The sequence below is a fragment of the Streptomyces angustmyceticus genome (genome assembly GCF_040701845.1).
GTDB classification, from domain to species: Bacteria; Actinomycetota; Actinomycetes; order Streptomycetales; family Streptomycetaceae; genus Streptomyces; species Streptomyces angustmyceticus_A.
In genome coordinates, this window is sequence record NZ_JBFBHQ010000005.1 from 485,736 (window position 1) to 501,402 (window position 15,667).

Sequence of the window (15,667 nt, forward strand, 5' to 3'; positions counted from 1 at the left end):
GGCGTCCGGATCCCCGGATAACCTCCCATTCATGTCCCGCCATGTCGCGATCGTCACCGATTCCACGGCCTACTTGCCGCGGTCGGCGATCGAGCGTCACCGCATCACGGCCGTTCCGCTGACCGTCGTCCTGGGGGACCAGGCCCTGGAAGAGGGCACCGAGATCTCCGCGAGATCCGTCGCCCAGGCGCTCCAGAAGCGCCGGGCCGTGACGACCTCCCGGCCCAGCCCCACGGTGTTCGCGGACACGTACCGCAAGGTCGCGGCGGCCGGCGCGAGCGGCATCGTCTCGCTCCACCTCTCCTCGGAGATCTCCGGGACGTACGACGCGGCAGTACTGGCGGCCAAGGAGGCGCCGGTGCCCGTACACGTCGTGGACACCGGGATGGTCGCGATGGCCCTCGGCTTCTGCGCCCTCGCCGCCGCGGAGACGACGGAGGCGGGCGGAAGCATCGACGAAGCGGTGGCCGCCGCCGAGAAGCGTGCCGCTGCCACCTCTGCCTACTTCTACGTCGACACCCTCGACTATCTGCGCCGGGGCGGACGTATCGGCACGGCCCAGGCGCTGCTCGGCTCCGCGCTCGCCGTCAAACCGCTCCTTCAGCTGACCGACGGGCGGATCGAGCTGCTGGAGAAGGTCCGTACGGCCTCCAAGGCCATCGCACGGCTGGAGGAGATCGCCGCGGAGCGGGCGGGCGAGGGCCAGGTCGACATCGCGGTCCACCACCTCGACGCGGCGGAGCGCGCGGATGCCCTGGCCCAGCGGCTCAGGGAGCGGGTGCCGGGGCTCCACGAGCTGCTGGTGAGCGAGGTGGGCGCGGTGATCGGCGCGCACACGGGACCGGGGCTGTTGGGGGTCGTGGTTTCGGCGCGGTGAGAGGGGCGAACGGGAAGCCCTGTGGGTGACGCAGTTATCCACAACTGGGTGGCTGTCCACCGGAATTGCGGCTGCTCGGCGAGATCTGCGCGAGGTGCTTAGCGTCGGGCGGTATGAACTCGTCCCGATCCGCGTGGGGGGTCGTTCCGGCCTCGTCAGCTGTATCTGTTCCTTCGTCCACGGCTTCGTCCACGGCTTCCTCTATGTCTGTCCCTTCGTCGGGCCTGCCCGTGGCTTGGGCGGGCTTGCCGGGGGCTACGTCGGGCCTGCCGGTGGCGCCGTCGCCGGGGGTTTCCTTCGGGCCTTCGGGCGCCGCGGGCTCGGCCTCGGCCTCGGCCGCCGCAGGCTCGGCCTCGGGCTCCGCGGGCTCGGCCTCGGGCTCCGCGGGCTTCGGGTTCGCTGCGGCGCTGTCCGGTCCGCCTGGCCGTTCCGCTCCCTCAGGTTTCTCTGCTTCCCCTGCTTTCCCTGCTTCTCTTGGCTCTTCTGCTCCCACTGCTCCCACTGCTCCCACTGCTCCCGCTGCTGCCCCTGCTCCCTCGGCTTTCTTTGGCTCTGTGGCTCCATCCGGTGTGGTGGAGCGGCGGGAACGGGAGCGCGAGCGGGTGCGGGCTCGGGTGGCGGCGATCTTCGGTGACGCGGGGACGGCTGCGGGCGCGGGGTCGGGTGGGCTTGGGGGCACGGGGTCGGTGGCCGCGGCCGGGGGCGGTCCGCCGCCCCCGGGGCACGATCCGCCGGGCGTGGGCCGGCGGGAGCGGATGTGGCTCGCCGTGCGCGAACGGCTGCCGCTCTGGGTGCAGTTACGGTGCGGCACCGACCCGAAGGCGCTCGCCGCTCTGGTCCTGGTGCTTGTGCTGGCTGTGGGGTTCGCCGTGCAGCACTTCTGGGCCGGCCGACCCGAGCCGGTACGGGCACCGGCGGCCGAACGGCCCCCGGCGGCAGCCGACCGCACCCCGCGCTCACCGTCTCTGCCGTCGTCGTCGGCCGCCGTGACCTCGCACGGTCCATCGGGCGGTGCGGGGCGGCAACTGGTCGTCGACGTCACGGGCAAAGTCCGGAACCCGGGGATTCACCGGATGCCGCCGGGGTCGCGGGTGATCGACGCATTGCAGGCCGCGGGCGGGGTGTTGCGCGGAGCCGGCACCAGTGGTCTGAACCGGGCCCGCCTGCTGACCGACGGCGAACAGATCGTGGTCGGCGCCGGAGCGGGCGCGGGCGGTGGCGGGGGCGGGGGCACTTCCGGTCCGTCCGGCGCGGGAGCCGACGGGCCGGGAAGCGGGCCCCCGGGTGCCGGAGGCGGTCCGGCCGGACCGGTCAGCCTCAGTACGGCGAGCGAGCAGCAACTCGACTCCCTCCCCGGGGTGGGCCCCGTCCTGGCCCGGCACATCGTCGAATTCCGCACTCAGCACGGCGGGTTCACCTCCGTGGACCAGCTCCGCCAGGTGACCGGTATCGGTGACCGCCGCTTCGCCGATCTGCGCCCCCTGGTGCAGCCATGACCGGTGCCCGCACCACCGTGCACGCCACGGCGCCGTCGCCCCGCGGCTCCCCGGACCCGCATCAGGAGGGCCCGGCCGACCTGCGGCTCGTCGCCCCCGCACTGGCCGCCTGGGCGGGGGCGGTGATCAGCCTGGGCGCCCCCGGTGGGGGAGTGGCGGCGGTCTGCGGTGTGGCCGTGGCGCTCGCGCTGGCAGCGTGGCGGATAGCGGTGGTCCGGCGCAGGGCGGAGCAGTGTGCCCCGGAGCAGGACGAGCGGCCCGATGCCGCCCGGCGCGGGCCGCCCCGCCCCCGCTCTCCCGGCCGCTGGTCCGCAGGGGCCTTCCTGGCCCTGGCCGCGGTGCTGCTGTGTGCCGTGGCGGGGGCCGCCTCCGCGGCGCTGCATGCGGCGGACGTACGGCGCGGACCGCTGCCGGCTCTGGCGGAGCACTACGCAACGGTGAAGGCGGAGCTGGTGGTGACCGGCGATCCACGCCTGACCCGGCCCAAGGTACGGGGATCGCAACGAACGCCGCCGGTACTGGTGTTCACGGCCGATGCCGTCCGGGTCGCGGCGCCGGACGGTGCGGTCACCGCCGTACGCACCCCGGTGCTGGCGGTGGTGCAACAGCACGGAGGGGGTGGCGAGGCACGTGACGAGGAGCGCGGCAAAGAGCGTGGCCCCGAGGCGCGTGAGGGTCTCTCGTCGGCATGGCGGGGGCTGTTGCCCTCGACGCGTATCCGGGTGGCGGCGCATGCGGCACCGCCCCTGTCGCCGGCCGACCAGGTTGCCGCCGTGCTCCGCGTCGCCGGCACCGAGCCGCCGGTCGGCGCCGGTGCCCCGTCGCCCCTCCAACGACTGGCCGGACACCTGCGCGCCGGGCTGCGGGAGGCCACCGACGGGCTGCGTCCGGATGCCCGTGCCCTGTTGCCCGGTCTGGTGGTGGGGGACACCTCACGTGTGCCGCCGGATCTCGACGACGCCTTTCGTGCCAGCGATCTGACGCATCTGCTGGCCGTCTCCGGCAGCAATCTGACGATCGTGCTCGCCCTGCTGATCGGGCCGCCGCATCTCGCCACCCGTGCCGAGCGCCGGGGGCTGGCACCACGCCTGGGGCTGTCACTGCGCGGCACGGCCCTCATCGGCGGCACGCTCGCGCTCGCCTTCGTCGTGGTGTGCCGCCCGGACCCGAGCGTGCTGCGGGCCGCCGCCTGCGGCCTGATCACCCTGCTGGCGATCGGGACCGGCCGCCGTCGCTCGCTGCTCCCCGCCCTCGCCGCCGCGGTCCTGTTGCTGGTGCTCTACGACCCGTGGCTCGCCCGTAGCTACGGCTTTCTGCTGTCGGTTCTGGCGACCGGTGCGCTCCTGCTGCTCGCGCCGCGCTGGAGCGCCGGCCTGCAGCGACGCCGGGTACCACCCCGGATCGCCGAAGTGATCGCCGCCGCGGCCGCCGCCCAGGCGGTCTGTGCGCCGGTGGTCGCCGTGCTGGCGGCCCGGGTGGGCCTGGTCGCGGTGCCGTGCAACCTGCTGGCCGAAGTGGCCGTGGCCCCCGCGACGGTGCTGGGCTTCGCGGCCCTCGCCCTCGCCCCGCTCGCGATGCCGGTCGCCCAGGGGCTGGCGTGGTGCGCGGGCTGGCCGGCCTCGTGGATCGCCGACGTCGCCCGTACGGGGGCGGCGCTGCCGGGGGCGGAATTCGACTGGCCGGACGGCTGGGCCGGAGGGCTGATGCTGGCGGCTGCCCTGGCGGCCCTGGTACCGGTCGTCCGCAGGATGCTCCGCCGCCCCTGGCTGTGCGTGCTGTGTGCGCTGGCCGTGCTCCTGGCGGTGTGCCGCCCGGCTCCGTTCACCCGTGTCCTCACGGGCTGGCCGCCGCCGGGGTGGCGGGCCGTGGTCTGTGATGTGGGGCAGGGCGACGGTCTGGTCCTGGCGGCCGGGGACGGTACGGCGCTGGTGGTGGACACCGGGCCCGAGCCCCGTGCCATCGACCGCTGCCTCACCGACCTGGGCATCCGCCGTATCCCGCTCCTCGTTCTGACCCATTTCCACGCCGACCATGTGGACGGCCTCCCGGGGGCGCTCCGTGGCCGTGCGGTCGGCGCGATCGAGACCACGACACTGCAAGAACCCCCGGGGCAGGCGCAGTTCGTGCGCGGTACGGCTGCGGCGGCCCGGGTGCCGATCGTCCGCGCCGAACCGGGGGAGCGGCGCCGGCTGGGCCCACTCACCTGGGAGGTTCTCTGGCCGCCGGCTCCGCCCGCTCCGCCTGGCCTCCCGGGTCCCGACAGTCCCGTGTACCCAGCCGCCCCCGGCAGCCCACCGGTCGGTCCCGATGCCCTCGACGGCCCCAACGACGCCAGTGTGACCCTGCTCGTCCGCACGGGCGGGCTGACCCTCCTGCTGCTGGGCGATCTCGAACCACCCGCGCAGCGCGCGCTGTTGGCGGCTCATCCGGAACTGGGCGACGTCGATGTCCTGAAGGTGGCGCACCACGGTTCTGCTTACCAGGACCCGCCGCTGCTGCACCGGCTGGCGCCACGTCTGGCGTTGATCTCCTGCGGTCCCGGCAATCCGTACGGCCATCCGGCGCCCCGCACCATCGCGGCGCTGCGCGCCCAGGGCGCCCGGGTGCTGCGGACGGACACCGACGGATCGATTGCGGTCCTGGGCACCACGGCTCGGCTGTCGGCAACGGTCAACGGTCACCGGACCCGGGCCGGCCCGGCGAACGACCGGAGAGGCCGGGCCCGTAGCCGGCCCCGTCCAGCCGAGGGACGGCCGGCCGGCGGCCGCCGAGCCGGCAGTCGTCCAGCCCGTGGCGGTCGGTTCGGACGCCGCCGAGGGGGATGCCCTTGGGACGGATGCCGCCGAGCCGGTGGCTGTGGATCCCGTGCCCGCCTGGTCGAGATACGCGGGCCCGGCCGTCGGCGCTCGCGAGCCCGTTCCCGCGGCCCTCCCGCTGGCGGCCGCCGACAGCCTGGGAAACGCCGCCTGAGCGGACCTACGGAGGCGCCTGACCAGGTCTATAGACTCCAGATGGTGAGGCGGAGCGAGGGCGTCGAGTCGGGCCTTCACCGCGGCCTGACACTGACCTGGCTCGACGGTGACGGGCCGGCGTCCACCGCTCGGCCGGCTGCCTCGTTCGGGTTGCCGGCGGCGTACGTGAACAAGCGGCCGCAGGCGCTGGTCCGAGCCGGGATCCTGACGAGCTGGTGGCCACCCCCGCCTCGGCGGCGGGACGGACTCGTCGCTGGTTCGCCTCGGAAAGGATTTCCACCTGATGGATGCCGCTGCCGCTGACGCCTACCTCGCCCGGATCGGTGCCGCCCGCCCCGCGTCCCCCGACGCCGGGGCGTTGCGGACGCTGCACCTCGCTCATCTGCGTTCCGTCCCCTTCGAGAACCTCTCCATCCACCTCGGTGAAGAGATCGTGCTCGCGGAACAGCCGGTGCTGGACAAGATCGTCCGCGCCCGGCGGGGCGGCTTCTGCTACGAGCTCAACGGCGCCTTCGCCCTGCTCCTGGCCGCGCTCGGATACGAGGTCGAGCTGCTCTCCGCCCGCGTGTTCGGCGCGGACGGGCTCGGGATTCCGTATGACCACCTCGCACTGCGCGTACAGACGCCGGGCGGACCGTGGCTCGCGGACGTCGGCTTCGGCAGGAACAGCCACTTTCCGCTGCGCTGGGACAGCCGTGCCGAGCAGGCCGATCCCGCTGGGGTGTTCCGGATCGAGGAGACCGGTGAGGGGGACCTCGACGTCCTGCGGGACGGCGAACCGCAATACCGTCTTGAGCAACGTCCGCGTGCCTACCCGGACTTCGAGGCCGGATGCTGGTGGCACCGGACCTCGCCGAAGTCGCACTTCACCCAGTCCCTGGTGTGCTCACGGCTGACCGAGACCGGACGGGTGACGCTCACCGGACGCACGCTGGTGACCACGGGGGCGGATGGTGCACGGGATGAGCGTCAGGTGGGTGAGGACGAGGTTCTCGCCGTGTACCGGGAGCACTTCGGGATTGTTCTGGAGCGGGAGCCGGAGGTCGGCGCGGCGTGGCGAGGTACGGGCGCACGGTAGCGGAACTCGGCCCCGCAGCCCCCGCAGCCCCCGCAGCCCCGCGGCCCCGACAGACCTATGGCTGCCGCCCTCCCGTAGCCCCGGCAATCCCCGTGGCCTCGGCATCCCGGTAGCCCCGCGGGTTTCGCAGCCTGTGGGCCCGGCGTTACTCGGCCTCGCGCCAGCCCTCGTACTCGGCCGCGAGGTCGTCCAGTTGCGCCGGGTCGTGGGCGGCGTCCGGGTCCTCGACCACCACCAGCCACTGGGCGTCCTCGGCGTCATCCTCACCGGCCAGGGCGTCCCGTACGAGCTGGGGCTCCTCGGCGACCCCGAAGCGTTCGGTCAGGGCCTCGGCCACCTCCTCCGCGGTGTCGCGGTCGGGCAGTACCAGTACATGTCGTACGTGCGGTGGGTGTGGGGCAGCGTCATTCACCCCGCCATTGTCCGATAGGGGCAGGGCGCTGCGAACCGGCAGGGGGCCCGGTGCGGCAGGGGCCCGAGTGCCGCAAACGCTCCGGTCCGGCGAGGGAACCCTGGTCCGGTCCGGGTTGGCCCGGGCTGGGTCGGGTTGGTCCGGGCCGGGCGGGGCTGTCAGTGGGGCGTGGGATGCTGGACGCGATGGCCAGGAAGACAGCTCAAGACGACCCGCTCGCCCCCGTCACGATCGCGGTGGGCCAGGAAGACCTGCTGCTGGACCGCACGGTGCAGCAGGTGGTGGCGGCCGCCCGGGCGGCGGATGCGGACACCGATGTGCGCGACCTCACTCCCGAACAGCTCCAGCCCGGCACCTTGGCCGAGCTGACCAGTCCCTCGCTCTTCGCCGAGCGCAAGGTCGTCGTGGTGCGCGCCGCGCAAGATCTCTCCGCGGACACCATCAAGGACGTCAAGGCGTATCTCGGCTCGCCCGCCGAGGAGATCACGCTGGTGCTGCTGCACGCCGGCGGCGCCAAGGGGAAGGGCCTGCTGGACGCAGCCCGCAAGGCCGGGGCCCGGGAAGTGGCCTGCCCCAAGATGACCAAGCCGGCCGACCGGCTGGCCTTCGTACGGGGCGAGTTCCGCGCGGTGGGGCGCTCGGCGACGCCCGAGGCCTGCCAGTCGCTGGTCGATGCGATCGGCAGCGATCTGCGTGAGCTGGCCTCGGCCTGCTCGCAGCTTGCCGCCGACGTCGAAGGCACCATCGACGAGGCCGTCGTCGCGCGCTACTACACGGGCCGGGCCGAGGCGTCCAGCTTCACCGTCGCGGACCGTGCCGTCGAGGGCCGGGCCGCCGAGGCACTGGAGGCCCTCCGCTGGGCGATCGCCACCGGCGTCGCCCCCGTCATGATCACCAGCGCACTCGCCCAGGGTGTCCGCGCCATCGGCAAACTGGCCTCCGCCCCGCGCGGCGCACGCCCCGGCGACCTCGCCCGCGATTTGGGCATGCCGCCCTGGAAGATCGACCGGGTACGGCAGCAGATGCGCGGCTGGTCGGCGGACGGCGTGGCCACGGCGCTGCGCGCGGTGGCAGCGGCCGACGCGGGCGTGAAGGGCGGCGGTGACGATCCGGAGTACGCCCTGGAGAAGGCCGTCGTGGCGATTGCCCGGGCAGCCCGCTCGCGGTGACGCGGTAGCGCGGCGGGGGCGGGCGCAGTGTGGGCAGTCCGGCCTCTATCGGGCACGGTCCTCGGGGGCCTTGGCGTGACCAACGGGCCCTGGCGTCAGCCGTCAGCCGTCAGCCGTCAGCCGTCAGCCGTTGGCCGGCGGGTTCACCGCGCGGTCCACGTACGGGATCTCAGCGCGATCCATCGATGCGACGTCCATCGATGCGACGTCCGGCGGTGGCGACGACCGACTGTGGCGACGGGCGGCTGTGGCGACGACCGGCTGTGACGACGGCCGGGTCGATGGGGGCGTTGGCCGGCTGTCGTGTCGGCCATCCGTCCGTCGCCACAGCCGGATTGACGGCCGGCCGCCGCAGCGGTCAACGGCCGCGTCGGCCCACGACCACTGGCATCAACGGCACGGCATCAACGGCCGGGCGGCGCTTTATGGTGCGAAGACCAGCCTCAGCGAGGGCATTGCGCACCCCCCCGCCACTGCGGTCCGAGGCCCCAGCTAACCGGTTGCCCCAGCGGAGCGCTCGGGCTCACGGCAGCGACCGGCTGCACCGACCGACCGACCGGCCCAGGCGAACCGGTTGGCCCCACTGGACGGTCGGCTTCACACGCCCCACCCGACCGTCCGGTCTTCCGCGGCCGACCGCCTTCACCGGGCCCACCGGCCTCACCGGACCGAACGGCCTCCTCCGGTCTCCCGAGCCGTCTGGTCTCCCGCGGCCGTCTGGTCTCCCGAGCTGTCCGGTCTCCCGCGGCCGTCTGGTCTCCCGAGCTGTCCGGTCTCCCGCAGCCGTCTGGTCTCCCGCGGCCGTCCGGTCTCCCGAGCCGTCCTGTCTCCCGCGGCCTCCCGTCTCCCGAGTCGTCCGGCCTCACGGGGCCCACCAGCCTCACCGCTACCGTGAGTTCTGCAGGCGCTTGAGTGTCTCCGTGGCGCTGGACTTCAGCATCGTCGCCACCTCGGTGGCCGTGGGCTGCTTGCTGCCGCTGCTGCTCGATGTGTAGCTCGACCACGTCGACTGGTAGGTCATCCAGCCGTCGCGGACGCCGAGGATCACATACGAGCTGTTGCTCGTGCTGCCCTCGTCCTTACGGGTCACCAGATAGGCCTCGTCGCCGATGCCCGGCACGGCCTCGACGCGGTAGCCGACGGAGGTGTCCTGCTTCTCGTACGAGCGGTAGGTGTCGGCGAACTCGGGCGTCGGGTCGGCCTTCCGGTGCAGCGTGGCGGTGTTGTAGAGCCAGGTCGAGGAGTAGCCGGAGCTGCTCGTGCCGTCCTGCTCGAACGAGACGTTGCACGTCATCGTGTCCAGGGAGGTGAGCTGGGCGCCGCTGTGCTGCGGGTTGGCGTCCTTCGAGGTGGTTCCGGTGTTCGCCTTGGTCCTGAAGTGGGCGTTTTCGAAGGGGGTCAACGAGGTGTCCGCGCACAGATCGCCGGTGTAGGCGTACCCCGCGAGGTCGGGGCTGGGCTCCGAGGAGAAGCCTCCGGTGGCGAACAGCACCGAGCCCCAGATCGCGGACGCGGCGACCACCCCGCCGAGGGCCCACAGCCAGCCGGACACGCCGCGGCCCGCGCCACCACCGGGTGCCGTTACGGGTGCCCCGGCGGGTGGCCCCGGGGGAGGGGCGGGTACGCCGGGTGCCGGATAGCCGTATCCGCCGGCCTGCCCCTGCGGAATGGTCTGTTGTGCGTAGGGATTCTGCTGTGGAGGCACCGGATTCTGCGGTGCGGGCACCTGGCCGTAGGGATTGGGCTGCGGCTGGGAGTACGGATTGTTTTGGTCCCCCGAATGCGACATGGCGGCAGCGTAGCGGAACCCGCGGAAAGCGAACCCGGCTCTGGGGTATCGAATTTCCCCCCGGGAGGCAGGTCGTAGGGCGCCTCCCGCCTGGCCCCATCCGTCGGCTCACGTAGCTTGCGTACCACGGCAGAAGGCTCACGCGGCCTCCGGCTCATGGCCACTCCCGGTCGGCCACCGCCCTCCCGGCTACGCATACGCCGCCGCAACGGGTCTCTCTGCGCAACTCCACGCGCATTTCCCAACGGAACTCGACAAAGAACAAAGAACTTCGCCACAGAGGCCTCTGTCAAAAGTCCCGTCCCAAAAGCCCCACGAAAGACCCACCGCCACCCAACACGGCAATACAAGGCAGCGGAAAACCTCGCAGTAATTCACCGCAACGAACCCACACGGGAACCCCCACAGAGAACCCGCACCGCACGGGGAACCCGCACGGAGAACCCCCACAGAGAACCCACACGGGGACCCCGCACCGCAAAACCGCCCGGCGCCCCCGGCGTATCCCCACATCGAACCCGCGACCTGCGCCCGAGCCCCGCGCCCCGCCCACCCCCACCGACAAGAACCCCGCGCCCCACCACCCACGAACGAAGGCCCCGCCTCCCCCTGGGGAAGAACGAAGGCCCCGCCTCCCCCTGGGGAAGGGGGAGGCGGGGCCTTCGTATCAAGCTGTTGCGGCCCGGTCGGCGGTGTACGCCGAGTGGGCCGGGTGCGCCGCACCCGCGTGGCGAACGCAGGCCGTGTGCGGCGCGGTGGTGCATCGGGTCAGGGAGCGGAGAGAGGGGCCGCTGGGTCCCTGCCGACAGACGTGTTGCAGGTGTTGCGGTGGAGGAGGGTCAGGCCTGGAAGGCCGATGACCTTCTCCGGGGGGAAGGTCAGGCCTTGAGGGCCGCGACCTTCTTGGCCAGCGCCGACTTCTTGTTGGCGGCGGCGTTCTTGTGGATGACACCCTTGCTGACGGCCTTGTCGAGCTTCTTGGCAGCCTCGGCCTGGGCGGTGGTGGCCTTCTGCAGGTCACCGGCCTCCACGGCCTCGCGGGTGCGACGGATCGCGGTCTTCAGAGTGGACTTGACAGCCTTGTTGCGCTGACGAGCCTTCTCGTTGGTCTTGATCCGCTTCATCTGGGACTTGATGTTCGCCACGAAAGAGCCTTTTCAGGTTCGTTGGAGTTTCGAGTTGCGCCGCGCACTAGAGAGGGCACGAAGCGCAGTGGACCAGGCTACCAGCAGGGTCTACGCCCTCCCAAACCGGACCGCCCGCGCCACCCGGCGCCCCTCGCCGACCGTCCGCCCGCCCCCGCCAGCGACGGCCCCGGCCCCAGCCCAGAGCGGGCCGCAGGTCCCAGAAGCAGGCCGCGAACCCCAGAGCCGGCCGCACGCCCCAGAGCCGGCCGCAAGCCCCAGAGCCGGCCGCAAGCCCAGGGCAGGCCGCAGCCCTGGCTGCGGAGCCGTCCACACCCCGCTCCCATCCCCGTGAAGCCCCTGGAGAAGCCCCGGAGAAGCCCCCGGCCCCCGCCTCACCCCGCCCAAACCGGACCGAGCCCCTCGCTCATGGGACGATGGGGGTGACGTCACATACCCGAGTCCCGCCTACCCGCGTTCACTGAATGGACCCTGCGTGCCCGCGACCCCTACGAACGTGCCGGAGCCGAGCCGTACCGATCCGGCCCTCCTCCGTAACTTCTGCATCATCGCGCACATCGACCACGGCAAGTCGACGCTCGCCGACCGGATGCTCCAGATCACCGGTGTCGTCGACCAGCGGCAGATGCGCGCGCAGTACCTCGACCGCATGGACATCGAGCGCGAGCGCGGCATCACGATCAAGTCCCAGGCGGTCCGACTGCCCTGGGAGCCCACCGAGGGTGAAGAGGGAAGTGGCACGACCCACATCCTGAACATGATCGACACCCCGGGCCACGTCGACTTCACCTACGAGGTCTCGCGCTCGCTCGCCGCGTGCGAGGGCTGCATCCTCCTCGTCGACGCCGCTCAGGGCATCGAGGCCCAGACCCTCGCCAACCTGTATCTGGCGATGGAGCACGACCTCACGATCATCCCCGTCCTCAACAAGATCGACCTGCCGGCCGCCCAGCCCGAGAAGTTCGCCGCCGAGCTGGCCAACCTGGTCGGCTGCGAGCCCCAGGACGTGCTGCGGGTCTCCGCCAAGACCGGCGTCGGCGTGGCCGAGCTGCTGGACAAGGTCGTCCGCGAGGTGCCGGCCCCCGTCGGCGTCAAGGACGCCCCCGCCCGCGCGATGATCTTCGACTCGGTCTACGACGCCTACCGCGGCGTCGTGACCTACGTGAAGGTCGTCGACGGCACGCTCAGCAAGCGCGAGCGCATCCGGATGATGTCGACCGGCGCCGCGCACGAGCTGCTGGAGATCGGCACCAACTCGCCGGAGATGAAGGCGGCCGACGGGCTGTCCGTCGGCGAGGTGGGCTACCTGATCACCGGCGTGAAGGACGTCCGGCAGTCCAAGGTGGGTGACACGATCACCCAGCTGAACAAGGGTGCCGAGGAGCCGCTGGGCGGCTACAAGGACCCCAAGCCGATGGTGTTCTCGGGGCTGTACCCGCTGGACGGCTCGGACTACCCCGAGCTGCGCGACGCCCTGGACAAGCTGCAGCTCAACGATGCCGCGCTCGTCTACGAGCCGGAGACCTCCGCGGCCCTGGGCTTCGGTTTCCGCGTCGGCTTCCTCGGACTGCTGCACCTGGAGGTCATCCGCGAACGCCTGGAGCGCGAGTTCGGCCTCGACCTGATCGCCACCGCGCCGAACGTGGTCTACCGCGTCGACATGGAGGACGGGACCGAGCACGAGGTCACCAACCCGAGCGAGTTCCCGACCGGCAAGATCGACAAGGTGCACGAGCCGGTCGTCCGGGCCACGATCCTGGCGCCCAGCGAGTTCATCGGCGCGATCATGGAGCTGTGCCAGAACCGCCGCGGCAACCTCCTCGGCATGGACTACCTCTCCGAGGACCGCGTCGAGATCCGCTACACCCTCCCGCTCGCCGAGGTCGTCTTCGACTTCTTCGACCAGCTCAAGTCCAAGACCCGGGGCTATGCCTCGCTGGACTACGAGCCCACCGGCGAGCAGATCGCCGACCTGGTGAAGGTCGACATCCTGCTGCACGGCGACAAGGTCGACGCGTTCTCCGCGATCTGCCACAAGGACAAGGCGTACGCGTACGGCGTCCGGCTGGTCGCCAAGCTGCGCGAGCTGATCCCGCGACAGAGCTTCGAGGTGCCGATCCAGGCCGCCATCGGCAGCCGGGTCATCGCCCGTGAGACGGTCCGCGCCATCCGCAAGGACGTCCTCGCCAAGTGCTACGGCGGTGACATCTCCCGTAAGCGGAAGCTGCTGGAGAAGCAGAAGGAAGGAAAGAAGCGGATGAAGATGGTCGGCAGCGTGGAGGTCCCGCAGGAGGCCTTCATCGCGGTGCTGTCCTCGGACTCCGACGGCGAAGCGAAGTCGAAGAAGTAAGAAGAGCAAGCGGAAGACGGCGGGAGGCAGGGCGCGGGTCCCCGGTGAGGGGGCCGGCGCCCTGTCGGCTTTCCGCCGGATCACGGCTGCCGTCCGGTCCGGTTCCCGGTCCCCGGCAGCCCGCTGCGGACGCTTGCCGCAGCCCCCTATCGGACATTGCGCGTGCTACCTACACCTATCGCACTGGTCACATCCTTAACCAGTAGGTCGTAGCCCCTTACGTGCGGGCGGATCGCGCTCTAGTCTGATCACTGCTCAAAGGTTACTCGCGAGTCACCAGCATCGAAGCGGGCCCCGGAGGACGCCGTGACGGACACCCACACGCTGATCGAAAACCGGCCGCCTTCCGTGGCGCACCTGTTCCTGGAACGGGTCGAGGCCACGCCCGACATCGAGGCCTATCGCTATCCGGTCCCCCCGGCCTCCGGGCAGGGCGCGGACGACTGGAAGGCGATCAGCTGGGCCCAGGCCGCCGAGCGGGTCTACGCCGTGGCCGCCGGGCTCATGGCGCTCGGCATACTGCCCGAGGAGCGGGTGGCGCTGGCCGCCAACACCCGCGTCGAGTGGATCCTCGCCGACCTCGGCGTGCTCTGCTCGGGCGCGGCCACCACCACGGTCTACCCCAGCACCAACGCCGAGGAGACCGCCTACATCCTGGCCGACTCCGGCAGCCGGGTGCTGATCGCGGAGGACGCCGGGCAGCTCGCCAAGGCGCGGGAGCGGCGCGCCGAGCTGCCCGATCTGGCGCATGTCGTCGTCATCGACGAGGCCGGCGCGGAGCCCGCCGAGGGCGACCCGGAGGGCTGGGTGCTCACCCTTGCCGAGCTGGAGAAGCGCGGCACCGCCTATCTGCAGGACCACCCGGACTGCGTCAAGGAGCGGGTCGCCGCGCTGCGCGCCGACCAGCTGGCCACGCTGATCTACACCTCCGGGACCACCGGCCGTCCCAAGGGCGTGCAGCTGCCGCACGACTGCTGGGCGTACATGGCGCGGGCGATCCCGGCGACCGGCATGGTCACCGAGGAGGACGTGCAGTACCTCTGGCTGCCGCTGGCGCACGTCTTCGGCAAGGTGCTCACCGCGGGCCAGATCTCGGCCGGCCATGTGATCGCGGTCGACGGCCGGGTCGACAAGATCATCGAGAATCTGCCGGTGGTCCGGCCCACGTACATGGCGGCCGTGCCGCGGATCTTCGAGAAGGTCTACAACGGTGTCGCGGCCAAGGCCCGGCAGGGCGGCGGCGCCAAGTACAAGATCTTCCAGTGGGCGGCCGAGGTGGCCCGCGAGTACGCCAAGGTCTCGCAGGACAACTTCCGCCGCACCGGCACCGCCTCGGTGCCGTTCGCGCTCGGCGCCAAGCACAAGATCGCCGACGCCCTCGTCTACGCCAAGCTGCGGGACGCCTTCGGCGGCCGGCTGCGCGCCGCGGTCTCCGGCTCGGCCGCGCTCTCCCCGGAGATCGGATACTTCTTCTCCGGCGCCGGCATCCACATCCTGGAGGGCTACGGCCTGACGGAGTCCAGCGCCGCCAGCTTCGTCAACCCCGGCGAGGCCTACCGCACCGGAACGGTCGGCAAGCCGCTGCCCGGCACCGAGGTGCGGATCGCCGAGGACGGCGAGATCCTGCTGCGCGGCCCCGGCATCATGCAGGGCTACCACGGCCTGCCGGACAAGACCGCCGAGGTCCTGGAGGCGGACGGCTGGTTCCACACCGGTGACATCGGGGAGCTCTCCCCGGACGGCTATCTGCGGATCACCGACCGCAAGAAGGACCTGATCAAGACCTCGGGCGGCAAGTACATCGCGCCCGCCGAGGTCGAGGGTCAGTTCAAGGCGGTCTGTCCGTTCGTCTCCAATGTGCTGGTGCACGGCGCCAACCGGAACTTCTGCACCGCGCTGATCGCCCTCGACGAGCCGACGATCCTGACCTGGGCCGCGGAGCACGGCCTGGAGGGCAAGCCGTACGCCGAGGTCGTCGCGACCGCGCAGGTCCGCGAGCTGATCGACGGCTATGTCGAGCGGGTCAACGAGGGGCTGCAGCGCTGGCAGCAGATCCGCAAGTTCCGGCTGCTGCCGCGTGACCTGGACATCGAGCACGGCGAGGTGACCCCCAGCCTCAAGGTCAAGCGGCCGGTGGTGGAGCGGACGTTCAAGGACCTGCTCGACGAGATGTACGCGGGGACGCGCGAGGCGTAGCCGCAGGGCCCGGCGGCACGGGACGGGGCGGCGCACTCGCTGCCGCCGCGCGCTCTCAGGAGCGCCCCTGCCGCCGTGCCCGTACGGGTGGACGGCGGCCGCCCGGCGAGGGAAGCGCGGCCGCCTCCTGAGGCGGTCCGGGCGGCCCCCCGGCGGCGCTTGGCGCGCGTCGGCCAACTCCCG

General features: G+C 72.0%; 10 protein-coding genes. 7 read left to right on the forward strand and 3 right to left on the reverse strand.

What is annotated here, in order from left to right:
* Nucleotides 1–31 precede the first annotated feature (31 nt).
* The 4 genes from AB0411_RS15290 to AB0411_RS15305 all read left to right on the forward strand — a co-directional run bounded on the left by AB0411_RS15290 (nucleotide 32) and on the right by AB0411_RS15305 (nucleotide 6,423).
* Nucleotides 32–877 carry a DegV family protein gene (locus tag AB0411_RS15290; RefSeq protein ID WP_366417742.1) on the forward strand — a complete coding sequence of 282 codons (846 nt, stop codon included), beginning with the start codon at nucleotides 32–34 and terminating at the stop codon, nucleotides 875–877.
* A gap of 554 nt (nucleotides 878–1,431) precedes the next feature.
* Nucleotides 1,432–2,373: a ComEA family DNA-binding protein gene (locus AB0411_RS15295; RefSeq protein ID WP_366417743.1), complete on the forward strand. Its 942-nt coding sequence runs from the start codon at nucleotides 1,432–1,434 to the stop codon at nucleotides 2,371–2,373.
* Nucleotides 2,370–5,648 (forward strand): ComEC/Rec2 family competence protein, encoded by a 3,279-nt coding sequence (locus AB0411_RS15300; RefSeq protein WP_366417744.1) that lies wholly within the window; start codon nucleotides 2,370–2,372, stop codon nucleotides 5,646–5,648. Before AB0411_RS15295 ends, AB0411_RS15300 begins: the two co-directional genes overlap by 4 nt.
* Nucleotides 5,629–6,423, forward strand: a complete 795-nt coding sequence (locus AB0411_RS15305; protein ID WP_366417745.1) for an arylamine N-acetyltransferase family protein — start codon at nucleotides 5,629–5,631, stop codon at nucleotides 6,421–6,423. Before AB0411_RS15300 ends, AB0411_RS15305 begins: the two co-directional genes overlap by 20 nt.
* Before the next feature lie 145 nt (nucleotides 6,424–6,568).
* Here AB0411_RS15305 and AB0411_RS15310 read toward each other — a convergent pair whose 3' ends face one another.
* Nucleotides 6,569–6,835, reverse strand: coding sequence for a hypothetical protein (locus tag AB0411_RS15310; protein ID WP_366417746.1), 267 nt, complete (start codon nucleotides 6,833–6,835; stop codon nucleotides 6,569–6,571).
* A gap of 185 nt (nucleotides 6,836–7,020) precedes the next feature.
* Here AB0411_RS15310 and holA point away from each other — a divergent pair, with 185 nt between their 5' ends.
* Entirely contained in the window at nucleotides 7,021–8,004 is a 984-nt protein-coding gene (gene holA / locus AB0411_RS15315) for a DNA polymerase III subunit delta (RefSeq protein ID WP_366417747.1), read from the forward strand.
* Between the two features lie 886 nt (nucleotides 8,005–8,890).
* Here holA and AB0411_RS15320 read toward each other — a convergent pair.
* Together AB0411_RS15320 and rpsT are read right to left on the reverse strand one after the other, a co-directional pair.
* A complete protein-coding gene (locus AB0411_RS15320; RefSeq protein ID WP_366417748.1) occupies nucleotides 8,891–9,793 on the reverse strand; it encodes a hypothetical protein in 903 nt (300 codons plus the stop codon).
* 878 nt (nucleotides 9,794–10,671) lie between these two features.
* Nucleotides 10,672–10,938, reverse strand: coding sequence for a 30S ribosomal protein S20 (rpsT, locus tag AB0411_RS15325; protein ID WP_152104422.1), 267 nt, complete (start codon nucleotides 10,936–10,938; stop codon nucleotides 10,672–10,674).
* Nucleotides 10,939–11,413: 475 nt separating this feature from the next.
* Between rpsT and lepA the strand changes: the two genes are divergently transcribed.
* Both lepA and AB0411_RS15335 read left to right on the forward strand, forming a co-directional pair.
* Nucleotides 11,414–13,288, forward strand: a complete 1,875-nt coding sequence (gene lepA, locus AB0411_RS15330) for a translation elongation factor 4 (RefSeq protein ID WP_366417749.1) — start codon at nucleotides 11,414–11,416, stop codon at nucleotides 13,286–13,288.
* 306 nt (nucleotides 13,289–13,594) lie between these two features.
* Nucleotides 13,595–15,484, forward strand: a complete 1,890-nt coding sequence (locus AB0411_RS15335; RefSeq protein ID WP_366417750.1) for an AMP-dependent synthetase/ligase — start codon at nucleotides 13,595–13,597, stop codon at nucleotides 15,482–15,484.
* Nucleotides 15,485–15,667 lie beyond the last annotated feature (183 nt).